The sequence below is a fragment of the Micrococcus sp. EWR3.9.1 genome (genome assembly GCF_052615555.1).
The window spans coordinates 39,993-58,967 of record NZ_JBQXFD010000007.1 but is presented as its reverse complement, the minus strand read 5'-3'; the positions used below and the strand labels follow the sequence as shown (position 1 = coordinate 58,967).

Genomic DNA, 18,975 nt, shown 5'->3' with positions numbered 1-18,975 from the left:
CGCCCGGTTCACTGGCGTCCATTGTGCCCCATACCCCCGTGCGGGCCGATACCCTGGATCCTCCACCGGGCGCGCGGGCGGTCCCCGCGCGTGGCCGGTGCCGTCGCATCCGAAGGAGGTCGCCCATGCCGCTGGGTCTGACGTGGCTGGACGTCCTGCTCATCGTCGCGCTCGCGATGCTCCTGGTCCAGGGCCACCGTCGCGGCCTGTGGGTGGTGCTGGGCAACCTCGTCGGCCTGGTCGGCGGTGCCGCGATCGCGTTCTACGCCCTGCCGGAGGTGGCGGAGTTCGTCACCGCGCCGCAGTGGCGGTGGGCCGCGCTGATCGCCACCCTCGTCCTGCTCGTGGCGGCGGGCCAGTACGTGGGCGCCGCCATCGGCGAGGCGATCCGGCTGCGCGTGAACCTGCCGGCCCTGCGACTCGTCGACCGCCTGCTCGGCGCGCTCGCCGCCGGTCTCGCGGGCGCCCTCGTCCTCTGGCTCGTGGCGTTCTCCATCGCGGCCTCCGGCTCCACCGCGGTCACCCGTGAGGTGAACCGCTCGCAGGTGATCACGGCGCTGGACACCGTGATGCCCGACTCGCTCCTGGCCTGGGCCGCCCGCTCGCGCTCCGCCGTCGCCGACCTGGACGTGCTGCCGGAGCTCGAGCTGCCCGCCCCCGTCCCGGAGTCCGACGACGGCGTCCGCGCCGCCCCGGCCCCGGCCGCGACGCCGGGTCTGCCCTCGGCCGCCTCCTCCCCGTCCGACACCGCGACGTCCGCCCCGTCCGCCTCGGCGACCCCCGAGGAGCCCGACGACGCCGCCGCGCCGTCGGCCACGACGACCGCCCCCGCCTCGTCGACGTCGACGGCCGCCCCCTCGACTCCCGCCGCCTCCTCGGCGTCGGCCGCCGTCGTCCGGCTGACCGGGACGGCCGCGCAGTGCAACCAGGTGCAGAGCGGCTCGGGCGTGGCCGTGGCCCCGGACCGCGTGCTCACGAACGCGCACGTGGTCCTCGGCGTGGACGCCCCCACCGTGACGGACCGCGCCCGCGGCGTGCACGCGGCGCGGATCGTCCACCTGGACACGGCGCACGACCTCGCCGTCCTGGCGGTCGACGACGCGAACCTGCCCGTCATGCCGGTCGGCGCCGAGCTGACGGGCGGCGCGTCGGCCTCCGTCCTGGGCTATCCCGACGGCGGCCCGTTCGCCTCCACCCCCGCGACCGTGCAGGCCGTCGGCGAGGTGCCGCTCGGCGACGTCCTGACCGGTGCCGCGAGCATGGTGGACGTCTACACCCTCGCGGCGGACATCCGCCACGGCTACTCGGGCGGCCCGGTGGTGGACACGGCCGGGAACCTGGCCGGTCTGGTGTTCGCCCGGGCCCCGGGCTCGGACGCCGTCGGCTACGCCCTGACGGCGGACACCATCGCCCCCGTCGTCGCCGCGGCCCCGGAAATGACGGCCACGGTCCCTTCGGGGGACTGCGTCCCGGGCGGCTGAGCCGGCGCCGCGCCACGCGCCTGATGCCCGCATTCCGGACCGGACTGTCCGGCAACGGCCCGTGTCGACTATTGTGTCCTCCGTCACACTCGAGTTTTCCCGACCCCCGGAGGTCCTGCATGTCCAGCACCGTCTCCGCGCCCGCGTCGGCGCCGAAGCGCACCCGGGAGGAGTTCACCGGCCGGTGGGCCTTCATCCTGGCGGCCATCGGCTCCGCCGTGGGCCTCGGCAACATCTGGCGCTTCCCCTACGTCGCCTATGAGAACGGCGGCGGCGCGTTCGTCATCCCCTACCTGATCGCGCTGCTCACCGCGGGCATCCCGCTGCTGTTCTTCGACTACGCGATCGGCCACCGCTTCCGCGGCTCCGCGCCGCTGGCGTTCCGGCGCCTGTCCCGGTGGACCGAGACCGTCGGCTGGTGGCAGGTGCTCATCTGCGTCGTCATCGGGATCTACTACGCCGCGATCATCGGCTGGGCGATCATGTACACCTGGTTCTCCGTGGACCAGCGGTGGGGCGACGACCCGGAGACCTTCCTCATGGGCGACTACCTGCAGGTCGCCGACGACCCGTCCCCGTCCTTCGACGTCGTCTCGGGCGTCTTCTGGCCCATGCTCGCCGTCTGGGTGATCACGCTGCTCATCATGGGCTTCGGCGTGCGCCGGGGCGTGGCCCTGGCCTCGATGGTCGGCATCCCGCTGCTCGTCGTGATGTTCCTGATCCTCGTCGGCATCGCCCTCACCCTGCCGGGCGCCGCCCAGGGCCTGGACGCGCTGTTCACGCCGAACTGGGCCGCGCTGGCGGACCCGGGCGTCTGGATCGCCGCCTACGGTCAGATCTTCTTCTCGCTGTCCGTCGGCTTCGGCATCATGATCACCTACGCTTCCTACCTCAACCGCCGCACGAACCTCACCGGCTCCGGCCTGGTGGTCGGCTTCTCCAACTCGGGCTTCGAGATCCTGGCCGGCATCGGCGTGTTCTCCGCCCTGGGCTTCATGGCGCAGGCCTCCGGCGTGTCCGTGGCCGAGGTGGCCGGCAGCGGCATCGGCCTGGCGTTCATCGCCTTCCCCACCCTGATCTCGCAGGCCCCGCTCGGCGCCCTGATCGGCGTGCTGTTCTTCGGCTCGCTCGTGGTCGCCGGCTTCACCTCGCTGATCTCGATCCTCGAGGTCGTCATCTCCGCCGTGAAGGACAAGCTCGGCTGGGGCCGCTGGACGGCCACGATCGTGGTGATCGGCCTGTCCGGGGTGGTCTCCCTCGCCCTGTTCTCCACCACCACGGGCCTGCAGATGCTGGACACCATGGACGCGTTCGCCAACAACTTCGGCATCGTGGGCGCGGCGCTCCTGTCGGTGCTCCTGGTCACCGGTGCGCTGGGCTCGGCCCGTCGCATCACGGCGCACCTCAACGCCGTCTCCTCCTTCAAGGTCGGCCGCGGGTACGTGCTGCTGATCGGCGTGCTCATGCCGATCGTGCTCGCCTACATCTGGCTCTCCTGGATCATGAAGGTGATCGCGGAGGGCTATGAGGGCTACCCGGGCGACTTCCTCGGCGTCTTCGGCTGGGGCATCGCGCTCGGCTCCGTCGCCCTGGCCGTCCTGCTCTCCCTGATCCCGTGGTCCCGCAAGTCCAACCTCTACGCGGAGGACCTGGACAGCGAGATCCACGGCGACCTCATCCCGCACAACGCCGTGCCCGAGGGCACCGTCCCCACCGGCGCCCTGCCGGTGGTGCCCGCGGCCACCACCCGGAAGGAGCTCTGACCGATGAGCACCGCAGCGATCGTCATGATGTCCCTGGCCATCCTCCTGGTGTGGGGCGGCCTCGCGGTCTCCGCCATCCACCTGCTCCGCCACCCGGACGACTCCTCGGGCGACCTCGCCATCGAGGACGAGCTGGCCCCCGCCGTGCGGGAGCGCGAGGATGGCCGTCTCGACGCGCGGCACCGGTGAGTCGATGAGGCTCCCCGGTCCGTTCGCGGCGGCCCCGGTCGCCGACGGGGCCGCGGGCGTGGTCTCCGCCTCCCTGCCGGTCGTGGCGGTGGACGCGAGCCTGCCGGCCCCGCCCTACCGGCAGATCGTGGACGCGGTCCTGGCCGGCGTCGCCTCCGGATCCCTGGCCCGCGGGGACCGACTGCCGCCCGTGCGCGTGCTCGCCGCCGAGCTCGGCGTGGCACCGGGCACCGTGGCCCGGGCCTACAAGGAGCTCGAGGCGCACGGCACCATCCGCACCCGGGGTCGCGCGGGCACGTTCGTGGCCGCCTCGGCGGACGCCCGCGCCGACGCCGCGCACCAGGCCGTGCGGCGCTGTCTGGACACCCTGCTCGAGCGCCTCGGGTACACGCCCGACGAGGCCGTGGAGCTGGTCCGCCGGGACGCGGCCGCCCGCGCCTGAGGCGGGCCCGCCCACCGACGACGCCGCCCCGGACCGCACGCAGCGTGCGGTCCGGGGCGGCGTCGTCGTGCCGGCTCAGGCCTTCGGGGCGAGCGTCTCCACGATGCGCTGCATGACCGTGGGGTCGGCCAGCGTGGTGGAGTCGCCCGGGTCGCGGCCCTCGGCCACGTCCTTGAGCAGACGGCGCATGATCTTGCCGGAGCGCGTCTTGGGCAGCTCGGGGACCACGAGCACGCGCTTGGGCTTGGCGATGGGGCCGATGTCCTTGCCCACGTGCTGCCGCAGCTCCTCCTCGACCTCGGCGACGTCGCGGTCGGCCGCGACGGCGACCGCGGTGAGCAGGACGAACGCGACGACCGCCTCACCCGTGGTCTCGTCCTTCGCACCGACCACCGCGGACTCGGCCACGGACGGGTGCGCCACGAGGGAGGACTCGATCTCGGTGGTGGACAGGCGGTGGCCGGAGACGTTCATGACGTCGTCCACGCGGCCCAGCAGCCAGATGTCGCCGTCCTCGTCGTAGCGGGCGCCGTCGCCGGCGAAGTACATGCCGGGGAAGCGGGACCAGTAGGTCTCCTTGAAGCGCTCCCGGTCGCCCCAGATGCCCCGCAGCATGGACGGCCACGGCTCGCGCACCACGAGGAAGCCCGCGCTCGTGTCCGTCATGGGTTCGCCGAGCTCGTCCACGACCTCCAGCACGACGCCGGGCACCGGCCTCTGGGCGGAACCGGGCTTGAGGGTGGTCACGCCGGGCAGCGGGGTGAGCATGTGGGCGCCCGTCTCGGTCTGCCACCAGGTGTCCACGATGGGGCAGCGGCCGGCGCCGATGACCTCGTGGTACCAGCGCCAGGCCTCCGGGTTGATGGCCTCGCCCACGGAGCCGAGCACGCGCAGGCTGGAGAGGTCGTACTCGTCCGGGATGTGCCGGCCCCACTTCATGAACGTGCGGATCGCCGTCGGCGCCGTGTAGAGGATGCTCACGCCGTACTTCTGCACGATCTCCCACCAGCGGCCCTGGTGCGGGGAGTCCGGGGTGCCCTCGTAGATCACCTGGGTGGCGCCGTTGACCAGCGGTGCGTAGGCGACGTAGGAGTGCCCGGTGACCCAGCCGACGTCGGCGGTGCACCAGAAGACGTCCGACTCCGGGTGCAGGTCGAAGGTGTCGTGGTGGGTGACCGCGGCCTGCACGAGGTAGCCGCCGGTGGTGTGCAGGATGCCCTTCGGCTTCCCGGTGGTGCCGGAGGTGTACAGGATGTAGAGCGGGTGCTCGGCGTCGTGCCACACGAGCTCGTGCTCGTCGGACTGGCCGTCCACGACGTCGTGCCACCACAGGTCGCGGCCCTCGGTCATCTCGACCTCGGCCTCGTTGCGGCGGACCACGAGCACGTGCTCGGCGGTGTGGCCGGGCGCGGAGAGGGCCTGGTCCACGGCGGGCTTGAGCATGGAGGGCTTGCCGCGGCGGAAGGAGCCGTCCGCCGTGACGACGAGCTTGGCCTCGGCGTCGTCCACGCGGGAGCGCAGGGCGTCGGAGGAGAAGCCGCCGAACACCACGGAGTGGACCGCGCCGATGCGCGCGCACGCGAGCATCGTGATGACGGCCTCGGGGATCATCGGCAGGTAGACGGCCACGCGGTCGCCCTTGGTCACGCCGAGGGACTCGAACGCGTTGGCGGCGCGCCGGACCTCGGCGGCCAGGTCGGCGTAGGTGTAGGTCCGGGTGTCGCCGGGCTCGCCCTCGAAGTGGATGGCCACGCGGTCGCCGTGGCCGGCCTCGACGTGGCGGTCCAGGGCGTTGTACGCGGCGTTGGTGGTGCCGCCGACGAACCACTTCGCGAAGGGTGCGTCGGACCAGTCCAGGACGTCGGTGAAGTCCTGCTCCCAGTGCAGGACCTCGCGGGCGCGGCGGGCCCAGTAGGCCAGGCGGTCCTCGGCGGCCTCCTCGTACAGGTCGGCTCCGGCCACCGCCTGGGCGGCGAACTCGGCCGGGGGCGGGAACGTGGGGATCTGCTCGTCCATCGACGGGGTCCTTTCGGGGTGGTGCGGTCGGTGCGCAGCGCGGATGTGACGCGCCCCACACTAGTCTCCCGCCTCAGCATGCCGCGCGCGGCGTCGTCGCCACAAATCCTCGGGTCCTGTGTGTCGCATCGTGCCCGGAAGCGGGGGCCGGACGCGGTGCGGACGTCGGCACGCACCCCGCTCCCTAGGATGGTCGGACCTGAGCGGATCGCACGAGGGCGGGAGGACGCGCGGATGGAGACGGAGTCGACGGGCACGCCGACCGGGGAGACCCAGCTGGCACTGGTGCGCCGGGCGCGGCGGATCAACCGGATCCTGGCCGAGACGTACCCGTACGCCGTCGCCGAGCTGGACTTCGAGACGCCGTTCGAGCTGCTCGTGGCCACGGTGCTGTCCGCCCAGACCACCGACGTGCGGGTCAACGCGGCCACGCCGGCGCTGTTCGCCCGCTTCCCGGACGCCCACGCGATGGCCGCGGCCACCGAGCCCGAGCTGCAGGAGCTCGTGCGCTCCACGGGGTTCTACCGGAACAAGGCCTCCGCGATCCTGCGGCTGTCCCAGGAGCTCGTGGCCCGGCACGACGGCGAGGTCCCCGCCCGTCTCGAGGACCTCGTGGCGCTGCCCGGGGTGGGCCGCAAGACCGCGTTCGTGGTGCTCGGCAACGCCTTCGGCCAGCCCGGGATCACGGTGGACACGCACTTCGGCCGGCTCGCCCGGCGCCTGGGGTTCACGGACGAGACCGACCCGGTGAAGGTCGAGCACGCCGTGGGCGCCCTGCTCCCGCGCCGGGACTGGACGATGCTCTCCCACCGGCTGATCTTCCACGGCCGCCGCGTGTGCCACGCGCGCCGCCCGGCGTGCGGGGCGTGCCCGATCGCCCGCTGGTGCCCGTCCTACGGCGAGGGGGAGACCGACCCCGAGCGGGCGCGCGCCCTGCTGGCCTACGAGCTCAAGCCCGGCCGGGAGGAGCTGCTCGAGCTCCTGCGCGCGGGGCGGACGCGCCGGGAGCTGCGCGCCCTCGGCCACGGGCTGGAGGCCTGAGCGCCCGGCCTGCCCGCTCAGCCTTCGGTGAGACCCGCGAGGATCGCGGCGACCGCCCGGCGCGCGTGAGCCCCCACGCCCGCGAGCGTGGCCGAGGCGGCCCCGCACCAGTCGTCGTAGCCGAGCAGGTGCAGCCCCGGCACGTCCACCGAGGCGGTCGGCAGTGCACGCTCCGTCGCCGGCGCCCCGGAGGGGTGGCGGGTCAGCTCGAGGCCCCGCAGATGGCGCAGGTCCGCCCGGAAGCCCGTGCACCAGACGATGTCGTCCACCGGGTGCTCGGCGCCGCGCACCCGGGCCGCGGCGCGGTTGGCGGCGGGCCAGCCGTGGCTCGCGCCGGCGTCGTGGTCCCAGCGGACGCCGTCCGGCGTGAGCGCGGTGGGCGCGGGGACCGCGTGGAGCCCGGCCCCGTCGCGGGCGCGGATCACCGAGGGCACCATGACGATGTCCCCGAGGTCGCCCACGCGCGCCTCGGAGCGGCCCAGCACGCGCGCCGAGGCCCGATCGAAGAGCACCCGCCCGTCCACGTCGTCCGGCATGAACCGGGGCGGACGCCGGGTGGCCCACGTGGTGGCGACACCCGCCAGCAGCAGGTCCGCCGCGATCTGGGCGCCCGAGTTGCCGCCGCCCACCACGAGGACGTGCCGCCCGGTGAACGCGTCGGGGGAGCGGTACGCGGCGGAGTGCCGCTGCGTGCCGCCGAAGTGGTCGACGCCCGGGAGGGCCGGCAAGAACGGGCGGGTGAACGAGCCGGTGGCGGAGACCACCGCGCGGGCGCTCAGGGCCGTGCCGTCCTCGAGCCGCAGGGTGAACGGAGGGGACGCGGCGGCGTCGTGCGTCACCTCCGCGACACGCACGCCCCGGCGCACCGGCAGCCCGTAGCGGTCCTCGTAGTCGGCCAGGTAGGCGACGACGTGCCCGGCGTCCGGGGTGCCGGGGCCGGGCGACGGCGGCATGGGTCGGCCCGGCAGGGAGGAGTGCTCGGCGGGGGAGAACAGGCGCAGGGAGTCCCAGTGGTGCGGCCACGCGCCGCCGGGCTGGGCGGAGGCGTCGAGCAGGACGAACGACGGCGGCGGGCCCGGCCGGCGCCCGCGGCCGACGTCCCGCGCGGCCCGCGCCAGGAAGTAGCCGGCCGCCAGTCCGGCCTGGCCGACGCCGATCACCGCGACGTCCACCGGATCCGAGGACGCGGTGGCCGCTGGGGGCGAGGTCAGGGGAGCCGTCATGCCCCGAGGCTACGACCGGCGGCTAGCGTGGGGGCCATGCCTGAGACCCCCGCGAGCCCCCGCCCGACCTCCCGCGACGCCGCCGGGACGTCCGAGGCGTCGCTGACGGGTGCGCGGGACCAGCTGGCGGACCTCGTGGCCCGGTGGGGCACGGCCCCTGCGGACGCGCCCGGTCACCACGACCCGGCCTCGCTCACCACAATCCCGCCCGAGGCCGTGCCGATGTGGGGCTTCGACTGGCCCCGGTCCGGCGATCCGCGCCCCTCCGCCGTGCTGATCCTGTTCGGCGCCCTCGACGACGTCCCCGCCCGTCACGACGCCGAGCGCGTGCACCCGCACGTGGACGTGCTGCTGACCCAGCGCGCCGCCACCCTGCGCCAGCACGCCGGGCAGATCGCGTTCCCCGGCGGTCGCGTCGACCCCGAGGACGCCGACGTCGTGGCCACGGCCCTGCGCGAGGCGCAGGAGGAGACCGGCTTGGACCCGGCCGGCGTGGAGGTCCTGGGCGTGCTGCCGGCGGTGCCGGTGGTGGTCTCGGGGCACGTGGTGCACCCGGTGCTCGGGTGGTGGCGGGACCCCAGTCGCGTGGCGGTGGTCGACCAGGCCGAGGCCGCGGCCGTGTTCCGGATGCCGGTCGCGGACCTGGTGGACCCCGCGAACCGGTGCCGCGTGGCCCGGCCCGGCGGCCGCCGCGGCGAGACGCCGGGCTTCCTCGTGGGCGAGCGCCTGGTGTGGGGGTTCACGGCGGCGCTGCTGGACCGTGTGCTGGCACTGCTGGGCTGGGACGTGCCGTGGGACGACTCCCGCGTGCGTGACGCGCGGACCCACCGGATCCTGCGCGGCTGACGGCTGCGCGCCGCCGCCCGCTCCTGCACAGGCGCCGGTGGGCGGGCCCGTGTCCCCAGCGGCGGGGCCGGGGGCGCAGGCGCCCGGGCGGGACGGTGGACTGGACGGGCCGGCGGCCGCGGACCGCGGCCGCCGCCCCGACCCGCAGGAGGCCCGCCATGCGCCCGTTCGTCCCCGCCGCCCCGGCCCGCCCGCCCCGGGGCCGCCGCCGCCGCCCCGCCCCGCCCGAGGGCAGCCGACGGTTCCCGTGGCCCCGCACTGACCCGGCCGAGCCGGAACGCACGCAGGTCGCCGCGCCGCCGCTGGCCGCACCCGCAGCGGGCCCCGGCGGGCTGGACGCCGCCGTCGTGCGCCGACGCGTGGCCGAGGCCCGTGCCTCGGCCACAGACGGGGCGGAGCCGCCGCTGGCCCCGCTGATCGCCGAGGCCCTCGACGCGCCGATCGACGACCCGCGCGTGGCGGCGCTGGTCGATGAGCTCGACGGCTTCGGCCCGCTCGCACCCTGGGTGCGCAGCCCGGGCGTGACCGACGTGCTCGTGGACGGCGCGGGCGCGGTGTGGACCGACGGGGACGAGGGCCTCGTCCGCCGCCCCGGTCGGCTCGACCCCACGACCGCCCGGGCGCTCGCGGTGCGGCTGCTGCACCGGGCCGGCCGCCGCCTCGATGCGGCGGTGCCGCTGGCCGACGCCCGCGTGGGCGGCGTGCGCGTCCACGCGGTCCTGCCCCCGGTCAGCGGCGGCGGCACCCTGCTGAGCCTGCGGATCCCGGCCGCCACGACGCCGTCGCTGGCCGCACTGGCCGACGGCTGGCCGGACGGCGCCCTCTGGGCCGACGCCCTCGAGGCGCTCGTGCGCGACCGCGCCACCGTCCTGGTCAGCGGCGCGACCGGGGCGGGCAAGACCACGCTGCTCTCCGCGGCCCTCGGCCGGGTGCCGGGGGACGAACGGATCGTCGTCGTGGAGGACACGGCCGAGGCCGCGCCCGATCACCCGCACGTGGTCGCCCTGCAGTGCCGCGCCGCCAACGCGGAGGGCGCCGGCGAGGTCGGACTGGCCGAGCTCGTCCGCCACGCGCTGCGGATGCGGCCGGACCGGCTCGTGGTCGGCGAGTGCCGCGGCGCCGAGGTGGCCGACGTCCTCACCGCCCTGAACACCGGCCACCAGGGCGCGTGGGGCACCCTGCACGCCAACGCCGCCGCCGAGGTGCCCGCCCGGCTGACGGCCATGGCCTCCCTGGCCGGCTGGCGGCCCGAGACGGTGGCCGCGCAGGCCCGCGCCGGCGTGGACGCCGTGCTGCACATCGCCCGCGACGGCCACGGGCGGCACCCCGTGGAGCTCGCCGTCTCGGACCCGCGCGCCGACGGGTTCGCCCTGCTGCCCGCCCTCACGTGGCGGCCCGGGACGGAGGCGACGGGCGGGCGGACCGTCGAAGGACCCGGCATGCCCGCGCTCGCGGCCCGGCTGGCGGGGCGGAGCGGCCGGTGAGCACGACGACGGCGGCCGGGCAGGCACGACGGTCGCGCGCTGGGCGTGCCGTGCCGCTGCTGCCCTGGCGGGCGGGGCGGGCGAGGCCGGAGGAGGAGACGGAGGTGCTCGTCGGCGTGCTGCGCCGCTGGGCCGCCCTCGTCTCGGCCGGCCTGACCGAGGAGCAGGCCTGGCGGGAGACCGCGTGCACCCTGCCCGCCTGCGGGTCGAGCCCGGGCGAGGCGGGGACCGTGTGCTGTGCCCATCACCGCGCCCGACGCCGGGCCGAGGCGCTGGCCTGGGATGTGCCGGCGTCGCATGCGGCGACCGGGGAGGCGGCGCGCCGCGGTGGGACCCTGCCCTGGCGGACCCCCGCACGGGACCCGGGCTGGGCGCTGGTCGATGCGGCGCTCGCGGCCGGGGCCCGGGCGGGTGCCGCTCCCGCAGCCGTGGCCCGGCAGCTGGCCCATAGCCTCGAGGCGGACGTGGACGCGGCCCGAGCCCGCCGCTCGGCCGCGGCGGGGCCGGGCGCGACGTCCCGGCTGCTGCAGTGGCTGCCCCTGGGCGGCCTCGGCCTCGCGTGGCTGCTCGGCACCTCCCCGGGGGACCTGGTCCGCTCGCCCTTCGGTGCCGTGGTCGCCGCGGTGGGTCTGCTGTTCTGGCTGGCCGGGCGGTCCTGGACGCGCCTGCTGCTGCGTGCGGCCGCGCGCGAGCCGGCGGCGGTGGGGGCCGCCGTCGTGCTGGACGTGCTGGCGGCGCTGCTCAGCGCCGGCCGATCCCTGCCCGCCGCGCTGGACGACCTCGGCCGGACCCTGCCGGGCGCCCGCGGCCTGCGGGCCACGGCGGCGCTGCTGCTCTGGGGTCGGGACTGGGACGAGGCATGGGTGGGCCTCGATACGGACCCGGTGTGGGCCGAGACCGCCGCCCGACTGCGTCCGCTGCACCGGTCCGGAATGGCCGGCGCCCGCACGCTGGCCGAGACCGCCGCCGCCGTCCGTCAGCAGACCCGGCGGGCGGACGAACGGGCGGCCGAGGAGCTCGCAGTGCGCCTGGTGATGCCGCTGGGGCTGTGCCTGCTGCCCGCCTTCGTGTGCTGGGGCGTGGTGCCCGTCGTCATGGCCCTGCTCGGGGCGGGACCGGGCTGAGGCCGTGGCGACGCCAGGGCGTCCGGTCCTGCACAGGGCCCCGATCGCCCCGGCCCATCCCCGGATCCGCATCGCCCCCGGCGCGCGGGCCCCGGAGCGGGCCAGCCTGGGACCAGCGGCCCGGCCGGGCCGTCACCACCGCCCCGCACCGCGGGGCCCACTCCAGGAGGACCACCATGACCCACCGCTCCCACTCCGCCCAGCCCGCCGTCACCCGCCCGAGCGAGCGCGACCGCCTCGCCCGCGTCGTCGACGCCGCGGGCGAGGAGACCGGCGCGATCACGGCCGAGTACGGCATCCTCACGCTCGCCGCCGTGGGCTTCGCGGGCGTGCTGGCCGTCGTGCTCACCAGCCCGGACGTGCAGTCGCTGCTCGTGGACCTCGTCACCGGGGCGCTCCAGCGTGACTGAGCACCCGACCTCCGCCCCGCCGTCCGCGCGCCGTACGGGCGCCCGGACGGCGGGGCGGCCCCGGGGGCTCCGGGGCGGCGAGACCGGGGCCGTCACGGCCGAGTACGCGGTGCTGCTGCCCGTGATCGCGTTCGTGCTCGTGTCCGTCCTGCTGGCCGGCGCCGCCGCGGTGCAGCAGGTGCGGGGTCAGGACGCGGCGGCGTCGGCCGCCCGCATCCTCGCCCGGGGCGACGACGAGGCGGCGGCCCGCGACGCGGTGGCGCGCATGGCCGGCGACGACGCCTCGCTCTCGCACACCGTCGAGGGCGGCTGGGTGACCGTCGAGGTCGTCCAGCCCGGCCCCGGGCCGCTCGCCTGGGCCGAGGCCCTCACCCTCACCGCGCACGCCGCCGCCCCCGAGCAGCGGCCCGGAACGCCCGCCGCTTCGCCGGAGGACCGGTCATGACCCGCGGGAGGGCGCCCGTGCGGGGCGAACGCGGTTCGGGCACCGTGTCCGTCCTGGGCACGGCCGCCCTGGGGGCGGGGCTGCTGCTGGCCGTCGCGGCGCTGGGGCAGGCCTCGGTCACCGGCGCCCGGGCGGCCGGGGCCGCCGACCTGGCGGCGCTCGCCGCCTCCGACGCCCGGCGCGGGCTCTCCGACCACGAGCCGTGCGTCCTGGCCGGGCGGACCGCCGAACGCAACGGGGCCGCCGTCGTGGCGTGCGAGGTGCGCGAGGACGGGACGGTGCGCGTCGCGGTCGAACTCGCTCGCGCCCCGCTGCCGGCGGCCACGGCCGATGCCGTCGCGGGTCCGCCGCGGTCTCAGGCCCCGGGCGCCGCGTCCGCGGACCCGCCGGAGGCGCCGCCGCCCGAGCCGTCGGTCGAGGCGTCCGCCGGGACGAGGTGATCGGCGTGGTCCATCAGGAACCGCAGGACGGTCAGCGCGCCGGCCTTGTCCAGGGGGCTGTTGCGGTTGCCGCACTTGGGGGACTGCACGCAGGACGGGCAGCCCTCCGCGCACTCGCAGGCCGCGATGGCCCCCGCCGTCGCCTCGACCCAGCGTCGCGCCTGCTCGAAGCCGCGTTCGGCGAAGCCCGCCCCGCCGGGCCGGCCGTCGTAGACGAACACGGCGGGGGAGCCGGTGTCCGGGTGCAGGACCATCGAGACGCCGCCGATGTCCCAGCGGTCGTTCGAGGCGACGAGCGGCATCATGCCGATCATCGCGTGCTCGGCCGCGTGCAGGGCGCCGGGCAGGCGATCCGTGGTCAGTCCCGCGGCGATGAGCTCGTCCGAGGCCGCCTGGAACCACACCGCGGAGGTGAACAGGTCCCGCGCCGGCAGGTCGAGGGGCTCCTCGCCGAGCACCTCCCCGGAGACCAGGGCCTTGCGCTGGAAGGACACCACCTGGGTGCGGACCTGCACGTCCCCGAGGCACCAGCGCAGGGTGCCCTCCCGCGCGTCCAGGCGGCGGTGCACCGCCACGATCTCGATCTCCGTGACGTCCCGGGCCTGCGTGGTGAAGTCCGGCCAGGCGCGCGTGACGACCACCGCGTGCGCGTCCTCGTCCAGCTCCTCCACGAGGTACGTGCGGTCCTGGTGCACGTACACCGCGCCGGGATGCGCCTGGTAGTGGGTCTGGGGCGAGTCCATCGTGCCCAGCAGGGCGCCGGACTCGGCGTCGATGATGTCCATGGGGCCGCCGCCGTCGTCCCGCAGGGAGACCATGCCGGCGGCGTGCTCGGGGTGCGTCCAGAACCAGCCGGCCGGCCGACGGCGCAGCAGCCCCTGCTCGACCAGCACGTCCAGCAGGGCGCGCACCCGCTCCGGCACCCCGAACCAGCCGAACGCCTCGGGCGTGATCGGCAGCTCCGCGGCGGCCGCGCACAGCTGCGGGCCGAGCAGGTGCGGGTTCTCCGGGTCCACCACGGTGTCCTCCACGCCCAGGTCGAACACGGCCTCCGGGTGGTCCACCACGAACGTGTCCAGGGGGTCGTCCGAGGCCACGAAGAACGCGAGCGCGTCCTGGCCGCCGCGCCCGGCGCGGCCGATCTGCTGGAAGAACGACGCGCGGGTGCCCGGCCAGCCGGCCACCACCACCGCGTCCAGCCCCGCGACGTCGATGCCCATCTCCAGCGCCGGCGTCGAGGCCATGCCCAGCAGCCGACCCGAGCGCAGGTCTGCCTCCAGCTCCCGCCGTTCCTCGGGCAGGTAGCCCGAGCGGTAGGCCGCGATCCGGGTGCCGAGCCCCGGCTCGACCTCCTCGAGCTGCCGCTTGGCCGCGCTGGCGATGGCCTCGGCCCCGCGCCGCGAGCGGATGAACGCCAGCGTGCGCACCTGCTGCAGGGCCAGGTCCGTGACCAGGTCGGCGGCGGCGGCCATCGCCGAGCGGCGGACGGGCGCGCCGTTCTCGCCCCGACGGTCCGTCAGCTCCGGCTCCCAGAACGCCACCGTGACCGCCCCGTGCGGGGACGCGTCCTCGGTGACGGCCGTGGCCGGCGCCCCGATCAGTCGGGCGAAGTGCCCGGCCGGATCCGCCGACGTCGCCGACGCCCCGATGAACACGGTCTCCGGACGGTCCCCGCGGTAGTGGGCGGCGATGCGCCGCAGCCGGCGCAGCAGGATCCCCACCTGCGAGCCGAAGACGCCCCGGTAGGTGTGCGACTCGTCCACCACCACGAACGCCAGGTTCCGGAAGAACGCGGCCCACCGCTCGTGGTGCGGCAGGATGCCCACGTGGAGCATGTCCGGGTTGGTCATGAGCACGGTGGCGTGCTCGCGGGCCCAGATCCGGTCCTGCGGTGCGGTGTCGCCGTCGTAGGGAGCCGCGCGCAGCCCCGGGGCGCCGTCCCGCTCGAGGGCGCGCCAGGAGGTCAGCTGGTCCGCAGCGAGGGCCTTGGTGGGGGCGAGGTAGAGCGCGGTGGCCCGGGGGTCGGCGGCGAGCCGGGTGCCGACCGCCAGCTGGTAGCCCAGCGACTTGCCCGACGCCGTGCCCGTGGCGAGCACGGTGTGCGTCCCCGCACCGGCCAGGTTCGCGGCGCGCACCTGGTGCAGCCACGGCCGCTCGACGCCGCGCGCCGCGAACGCCCTGACCAGGCCCTCCGGCGCGTCCGCGGGCCAGTCCGTGTGCCGGGCCTGCCGGGCGGGCAGCTCGGTGACGTGGCGGATCTGTTCGGGCAGCCCGGTCCGGCCCAGTGCCGCACGGAGTGCGGCCCCCGCCGGCGTGTCCGGGCGCAGGTCGCCGGGTGCCGTGACGGACAGCCCGGCCACGACGTCGGCCACCACCGCACCGACGGGTTGCGGCTCCGGTCCGGAGAAGTCCGGGGCGGCGTCGTCGACGGGCGGCGCGGCGTCCGCCGTGCCGGGCGGCCCCCAGCCGCCCGCGGGATCCGCCCAGGGATCGTGCTCGGGGAGGTGGCCGGTCACGCCCCCATGGTGCCGGTGTGCTCGGCGGTGGGGTTGTCCTCGGCCAGGCCGCGACCCCAGATGGACACGGGGCCGAGGTCGGTCCAGGCCAGGTGGCTGTACAGCTTCTGGCCGTCCGGGGAGGCGACGAGCAGGCCGCGGCTGATCTCACCCTCGCTCATGACCTCGGAGGTGAGGTAGCGCATCACGAGGGAGCCGAGGCCGCGGCGACGGTGGTTCGGGGACGTCCAGATCCGGTCGTAGACGGCGGTGCCGTCCTCCTCGGTGACCCAGCCGAGGGCGGCGAGCTCCTCCTCGCCCTCGGGCACGGTCGAGGCGCCGACGGCCAGGATGCGCAGGCGACGGCTGCCCTCCATCGGTTGGTCCACGCGGGCCTCATAGCCCTCGGGCAGCAGCGGGGGCTCCACGTCCTGCAGCTCGGGGTCCATGTCCATGGTCATGAAGCGCTCCGGCTCGGCCTGGGCCTTCAGACCCATGGCCTTCGGGTCCTCGCCGGCGTCGCCGAACACTGTGAGCAGGATCTGCTCCTGGTCCCGCACCGCCTCGCGCAGGTCCTCCAGCTCCCCGCGGGAGGGGTTCACCACCACGTGCTCCCACGTGGCCGGCACGTCCACCGTGGCGCGACCGGAGCCGCCGGGGATCATGCGGGCGGGGCGAGGGGTGCGCAGGGCCGCGCGTCGCCCCGCCTCCTGGCTCGTACGGTAGCCGCGCGATCGCGACCAGGCCGCGAACCAGATGTCGACCAGTGCCGGATCCAGATGCTCAGTCATGTCTGAAGGGTAAGGCGTGTGGCCGGTGCGGGCCAGGCCCCGCCCGCCCTCACGGCCGTGGCGTCCGGGGTCGCGCACTAGCCTGGACCTTGATGAGCACCGTCCCCCTCTCGCGCATCGCGCTGTACTACCGGTTCACCCCGCTCGCCGACCCCGAGGCGGTGCGGCTGTGGCAGCGCACGCTCGCCGCGTCCCTCGGCCTGACCGGCCGGATCATCGTGTCGCCGCAGGGGATCAACGGGACCGTCGGCGGACCGGTCGACGCCGTCAAGCGCTACATGCGCGGCACGCGGGAGCATCCGGCGTTCCGGGACCTCGAAGTGAAGTGGTCGGACGGCTCGGCGGCGGACTTCCCCCGCCTCTCGGTCAAGGTCAAGCCCGAGCTCGTCGCGTTCGGGGCCCCCGAGCGCGTCACCGTGGACGCGGACGGGATCGTCGGCACGGGGGAGCGGCTCACGCCCGTCCAGGTGGACGCGCTGGTCGCCGAGCGCGCCGGCACCGCGAACCCCGTGCGCTTCCTCGACGGCCGCAACACGGTGGAGGCGGCCATCGGCCGCTTCGACGGGGCCGTGGTCCCGGACGCGCACACCACCCGCGACCTGCTCGCCGCCGTCGACTCCGGGGCCCTGGACCACCTCAAGGACGCGCCGCTGATCACCTACTGCACGGGCGGCGTGCGCTGCGAGGTCCTCTCCGCCCTGCTCAAGGACCGCGGCTTCGCCGAGGTCTACCAGCTCGACGGCGGCATCGTCCGCTACGGCGAGGCCCGCGGCGACGCCGGACTGTGGCGGGGCGAGCTGGCCGTGTTCGACCGACGCCTGTCCACCCGCTTCACCGCCGATGCCGAGACCATCGGCCGGTGCGTCACGTGCGAGGCCCCGACCTCGGCGCTGCGCAACTGCGCCGACCCGGCCTGCACCACGCTCGAGGTCCGCTGCGCGGCCTGCGCCGCCGACGACCCCGAGCACCGCTGCCCCGTCTGCGCCCACCGCCCCCACCCCGCCGAGAGGACCGAGGCATGAGTCCCGTCCCGACACCCCCGTCGCCCCCCGCCCCGCGGCTGACCCCGGCCACGGCCGCGGCCCTCGCCGCGGACCTGGCGGCCCTGCCGTTCACCACCGCCGCCGTCGAGGGGCTGCTCGGACCCGTGGCCACGCTCGCCCTGGACCGCGAGCACGCCGAGGCCGCCCGCCGCGTCGTCGCCGGTCACCTGGCGGGCCCCGGCCGGCACGACGACGCAGCCGGCCCCGGCGACCGGCACGGCACGCGGGGCCTCGCCGCCGCCGTCGGGGCCTGGCTGCTCGGCGACCCCGTCCCCGCCGCCGACCTCGACGCCGCGCTGCCCAGCCTCGGTCTGGCCGGGGCCGTGGCGGCCGGGCTCGTCGTCGAGGGGCCGGACGGGCGCGTGCGCGGCGCGGTGGACCTCTCGCCGTACGACGCGGACGAGCCGGGCCGGATGTGGATCGCCTCGGACCTGACGGCCCTGCAGCGGCGCGGCCCGCTGCCTCCCGAGCACGTGCTCGGCATCGGTCGGGCCTCCCTCACGCTCGCCGGCGCCACGCAGCGCCGTCCCGTGGCCCGCGCCCTGGACGTGGGGGTGGGCTGCGGGATCCAGACCCTGCACCTGCTCGCCCACGCCGACCACGTGACCGCCACGGACCTCTCCGAGCGCGCCCTCGCCTTCACCCGGTTCAACCTGCTGCTCAACGCGGACGTGCTCGGCCTCGACCGGGAGCGGCTCGAGGACCGGGTCCGGCTGGCGGCCGGCGATCTGCTGGCGCCGGTGGCGGGGGAGCGGTTCGACCTCGTGGTCTCGAACCCGCCGTTCGTGATCACCCCGCGCACGGACCCGGACGCGCCCGTGCTGACCTACCGCGACGGCGGCCGCGAGGGCGACCGGATCGTCGCGGAGCTGATCGCGGCCCTGCCGGACGTGCTCGCCGAGGGCGGCACCGCGCAGCTGCTCGCCAACTGGGAGATCCCGGCGGGGGACACCACCGACGCCGACACCGCACCGTGGAACGCGCGCCCGCGTTCGTGGGTGGCGCCGGGGATGCAGGCCTGGTTGCTCCAGCGCGACCGGCAGGACCCCGCGGGCTACGCGGAGACGTGGCTGCAGGACTCCTCGCTCGAGCTCGACCCGCCCGCCTATGAGGCCGCCTACCGCGGGTACCTGGAGGACTTCGACGCCCGCGGCGTGGCCGGGGTCGGCTTCGGACACGTGTGGCTGCGTCGGCCCGCCGCGGACGGCTCCCAGGGCCGGGGGTGGGTGGTCGCCGAGGAGCTGACCCAGCCCGTGGACGAGGCCCTCGGCGCCGCGTGGGCCGCCGCCGTCGCCCGCCGGGACCGGCTCGCCGCGGGCGCCGGGGCCGGGGACGCCGTCGGGGACCCGGCCCTGGCCGCGCTGCGGGGCCTGCACCTGCGCGTGGCCGCGGACGTCACGGAAGAGCGGCACCAGCGGTTCGGGGCGGAGCACCCCGAGGTGATCCTGGCCCGGCAGGGCTCCGGGTTCCGGCGCGTGGCGCGCCTGGACACCGCGACGGCGGGCGTGCTGTCCGCCTCCGACGGCGAGCTGTCCGTGGGGCAGCTGGTGGGCGCGGTCGCCGCGCTGCTGGAGCTGGACGACGTCGGGCGGGCCGGCCTGCTGGCCGCGCTGCGGGAGCTGTACGAGGACGGGTTCCTGGTGGAGGGCTGACGATCGGGCGGTGGCGGGCGCGGGGACGCCGGGCGTTATCGTGGTCAGCGCGCCCTACGATGTGGGGACGTCCGTCCGCGGCGGACGCGG

The 18,975-nt window shown here is 76.2% G+C and carries 17 protein-coding genes; 13 read left to right on the top strand and 4 right to left on the bottom strand.

The annotated features are described in order from the left end of the window. Nucleotides 1-125 precede the first annotated feature (125 nt). The 4 genes from ACUJ8O_RS06290 to ACUJ8O_RS06275 all read left to right on the top strand — a co-directional run bounded on the left by ACUJ8O_RS06290 (nt 126) and on the right by ACUJ8O_RS06275 (nt 3,875). The gene (locus ACUJ8O_RS06290; protein ID WP_206481392.1) at nt 126-1,481 is read left to right on the top strand and encodes a MarP family serine protease; all 1,356 of its coding nucleotides are present in this window, start codon (nt 126-128) and stop codon (nt 1,479-1,481) included. Between the two features lie 119 nt (nt 1,482-1,600). Next, nucleotides 1,601-3,244 carry a sodium-dependent transporter gene (locus ACUJ8O_RS06285; protein ID WP_445373245.1) on the top strand — a complete coding sequence of 548 codons (1,644 nt, stop codon included), beginning with the start codon at nt 1,601-1,603 and terminating at the stop codon, nt 3,242-3,244. 3 nt (nt 3,245-3,247) lie between these two features. Continuing rightward, nucleotides 3,248-3,433: a methionine/alanine import family NSS transporter small subunit gene (locus tag ACUJ8O_RS06280; protein WP_063189857.1), complete on the top strand. Its 186-nt coding sequence runs from the start codon at nt 3,248-3,250 to the stop codon at nt 3,431-3,433. Beyond that, entirely contained in the window at nt 3,405-3,875 is a 471-nt protein-coding gene (locus tag ACUJ8O_RS06275) for a GntR family transcriptional regulator (RefSeq protein WP_063189855.1), read from the top strand. The genes ACUJ8O_RS06280 and ACUJ8O_RS06275 overlap by 29 nt, the downstream gene beginning before the upstream one ends. A 75-nt stretch (nt 3,876-3,950) precedes the next feature. On the opposite strand, the gene acs is transcribed toward ACUJ8O_RS06275, so the two are convergent. Continuing rightward, nucleotides 3,951-5,891, bottom strand: a complete 1,941-nt coding sequence (acs, locus tag ACUJ8O_RS06270; RefSeq protein ID WP_036314287.1) for an acetate--CoA ligase — start codon at nt 5,889-5,891, stop codon at nt 3,951-3,953. A gap of 234 nt (nt 5,892-6,125) precedes the next feature. Between acs and nth the strand changes: the two genes are divergently transcribed. Continuing rightward, on the top strand, nt 6,126-6,932 hold the full coding sequence (nth, locus tag ACUJ8O_RS06265) for an endonuclease III (RefSeq protein WP_445373244.1): 807 nt from the start codon (nt 6,126-6,128) through the stop codon (nt 6,930-6,932). Between the two features lie 17 nt (nt 6,933-6,949). On the opposite strand, the gene ACUJ8O_RS06260 is transcribed toward nth, so the two are convergent. Further along, complete coding sequence (locus ACUJ8O_RS06260; protein WP_095347352.1) at nt 6,950-8,155, bottom strand: NAD(P)-binding domain-containing protein; 1,206 nt, start codon at nt 8,153-8,155, stop codon at nt 6,950-6,952. Nucleotides 8,156-8,191: 36 nt separating this feature from the next. On the opposite strand from ACUJ8O_RS06260, the gene ACUJ8O_RS06255 reads away from it, so the two are divergent. The 6 genes from ACUJ8O_RS06255 (at nt 8,192) to ACUJ8O_RS06230 (ending at nt 12,904) form a co-directional block, all read left to right on the top strand. Next, a complete protein-coding gene (locus ACUJ8O_RS06255; protein WP_101967381.1) occupies nt 8,192-9,001 on the top strand; it encodes an NUDIX hydrolase in 810 nt (269 codons plus the stop codon). Between the two features lie 158 nt (nt 9,002-9,159). Beyond that, nucleotides 9,160-10,485 (top strand): CpaF family protein, encoded by a 1,326-nt coding sequence (locus ACUJ8O_RS06250; RefSeq protein ID WP_445373243.1) that lies wholly within the window; start codon nt 9,160-9,162, stop codon nt 10,483-10,485. Next, nucleotides 10,482-11,609, top strand: a complete 1,128-nt coding sequence (locus tag ACUJ8O_RS06245) for a type II secretion system F family protein (protein WP_445373242.1) — start codon at nt 10,482-10,484, stop codon at nt 11,607-11,609. Before ACUJ8O_RS06250 ends, ACUJ8O_RS06245 begins: the two co-directional genes overlap by 4 nt. Nucleotides 11,610-11,785: 176 nt before the next feature. After that, the gene (locus ACUJ8O_RS06240; RefSeq protein ID WP_036336908.1) at nt 11,786-12,019 is read left to right on the top strand and encodes a DUF4244 domain-containing protein; all 234 of its coding nucleotides are present in this window, start codon (nt 11,786-11,788) and stop codon (nt 12,017-12,019) included. Continuing rightward, nucleotides 12,012-12,464, top strand: a complete 453-nt coding sequence (locus tag ACUJ8O_RS06235; protein ID WP_036384896.1) for a TadE family type IV pilus minor pilin — start codon at nt 12,012-12,014, stop codon at nt 12,462-12,464. The genes ACUJ8O_RS06240 and ACUJ8O_RS06235 overlap by 8 nt, the downstream gene beginning before the upstream one ends. Then, complete coding sequence (locus ACUJ8O_RS06230) at nt 12,461-12,904, top strand: Rv3654c family TadE-like protein (protein ID WP_036336906.1); 444 nt, start codon at nt 12,461-12,463, stop codon at nt 12,902-12,904. The genes ACUJ8O_RS06235 and ACUJ8O_RS06230 overlap by 4 nt, the downstream gene beginning before the upstream one ends. Here the strand turns inward: ACUJ8O_RS06230 and ACUJ8O_RS06225 are convergent. Next, on the bottom strand, nt 12,820-15,420 hold the full coding sequence (locus tag ACUJ8O_RS06225) for a DEAD/DEAH box helicase (RefSeq protein ID WP_069942058.1): 2,601 nt from the start codon (nt 15,418-15,420) through the stop codon (nt 12,820-12,822). The two genes, ACUJ8O_RS06230 and ACUJ8O_RS06225, sit on opposite strands and share 85 nt — an antisense overlap. Then, the gene (locus ACUJ8O_RS06220) at nt 15,417-16,190 is read right to left on the bottom strand and encodes a GNAT family N-acetyltransferase (RefSeq protein WP_069942059.1); all 774 of its coding nucleotides are present in this window, start codon (nt 16,188-16,190) and stop codon (nt 15,417-15,419) included. The genes ACUJ8O_RS06225 and ACUJ8O_RS06220 overlap by 4 nt, the downstream gene beginning before the upstream one ends. A 92-nt stretch (nt 16,191-16,282) precedes the next feature. On the opposite strand from ACUJ8O_RS06220, the gene trhO reads away from it, so the two are divergent. Continuing rightward, nucleotides 16,283-17,212, top strand: coding sequence for an oxygen-dependent tRNA uridine(34) hydroxylase TrhO (gene trhO, locus ACUJ8O_RS06215; RefSeq protein ID WP_069942060.1), 930 nt, complete (start codon nt 16,283-16,285; stop codon nt 17,210-17,212). After that, nucleotides 17,209-18,885, top strand: a complete 1,677-nt coding sequence (locus tag ACUJ8O_RS06210; RefSeq protein ID WP_445373241.1) for a DUF7059 domain-containing protein — start codon at nt 17,209-17,211, stop codon at nt 18,883-18,885. Before trhO ends, ACUJ8O_RS06210 begins: the two co-directional genes overlap by 4 nt. Nucleotides 18,886-18,975: the final 90 nt, after the last annotated feature.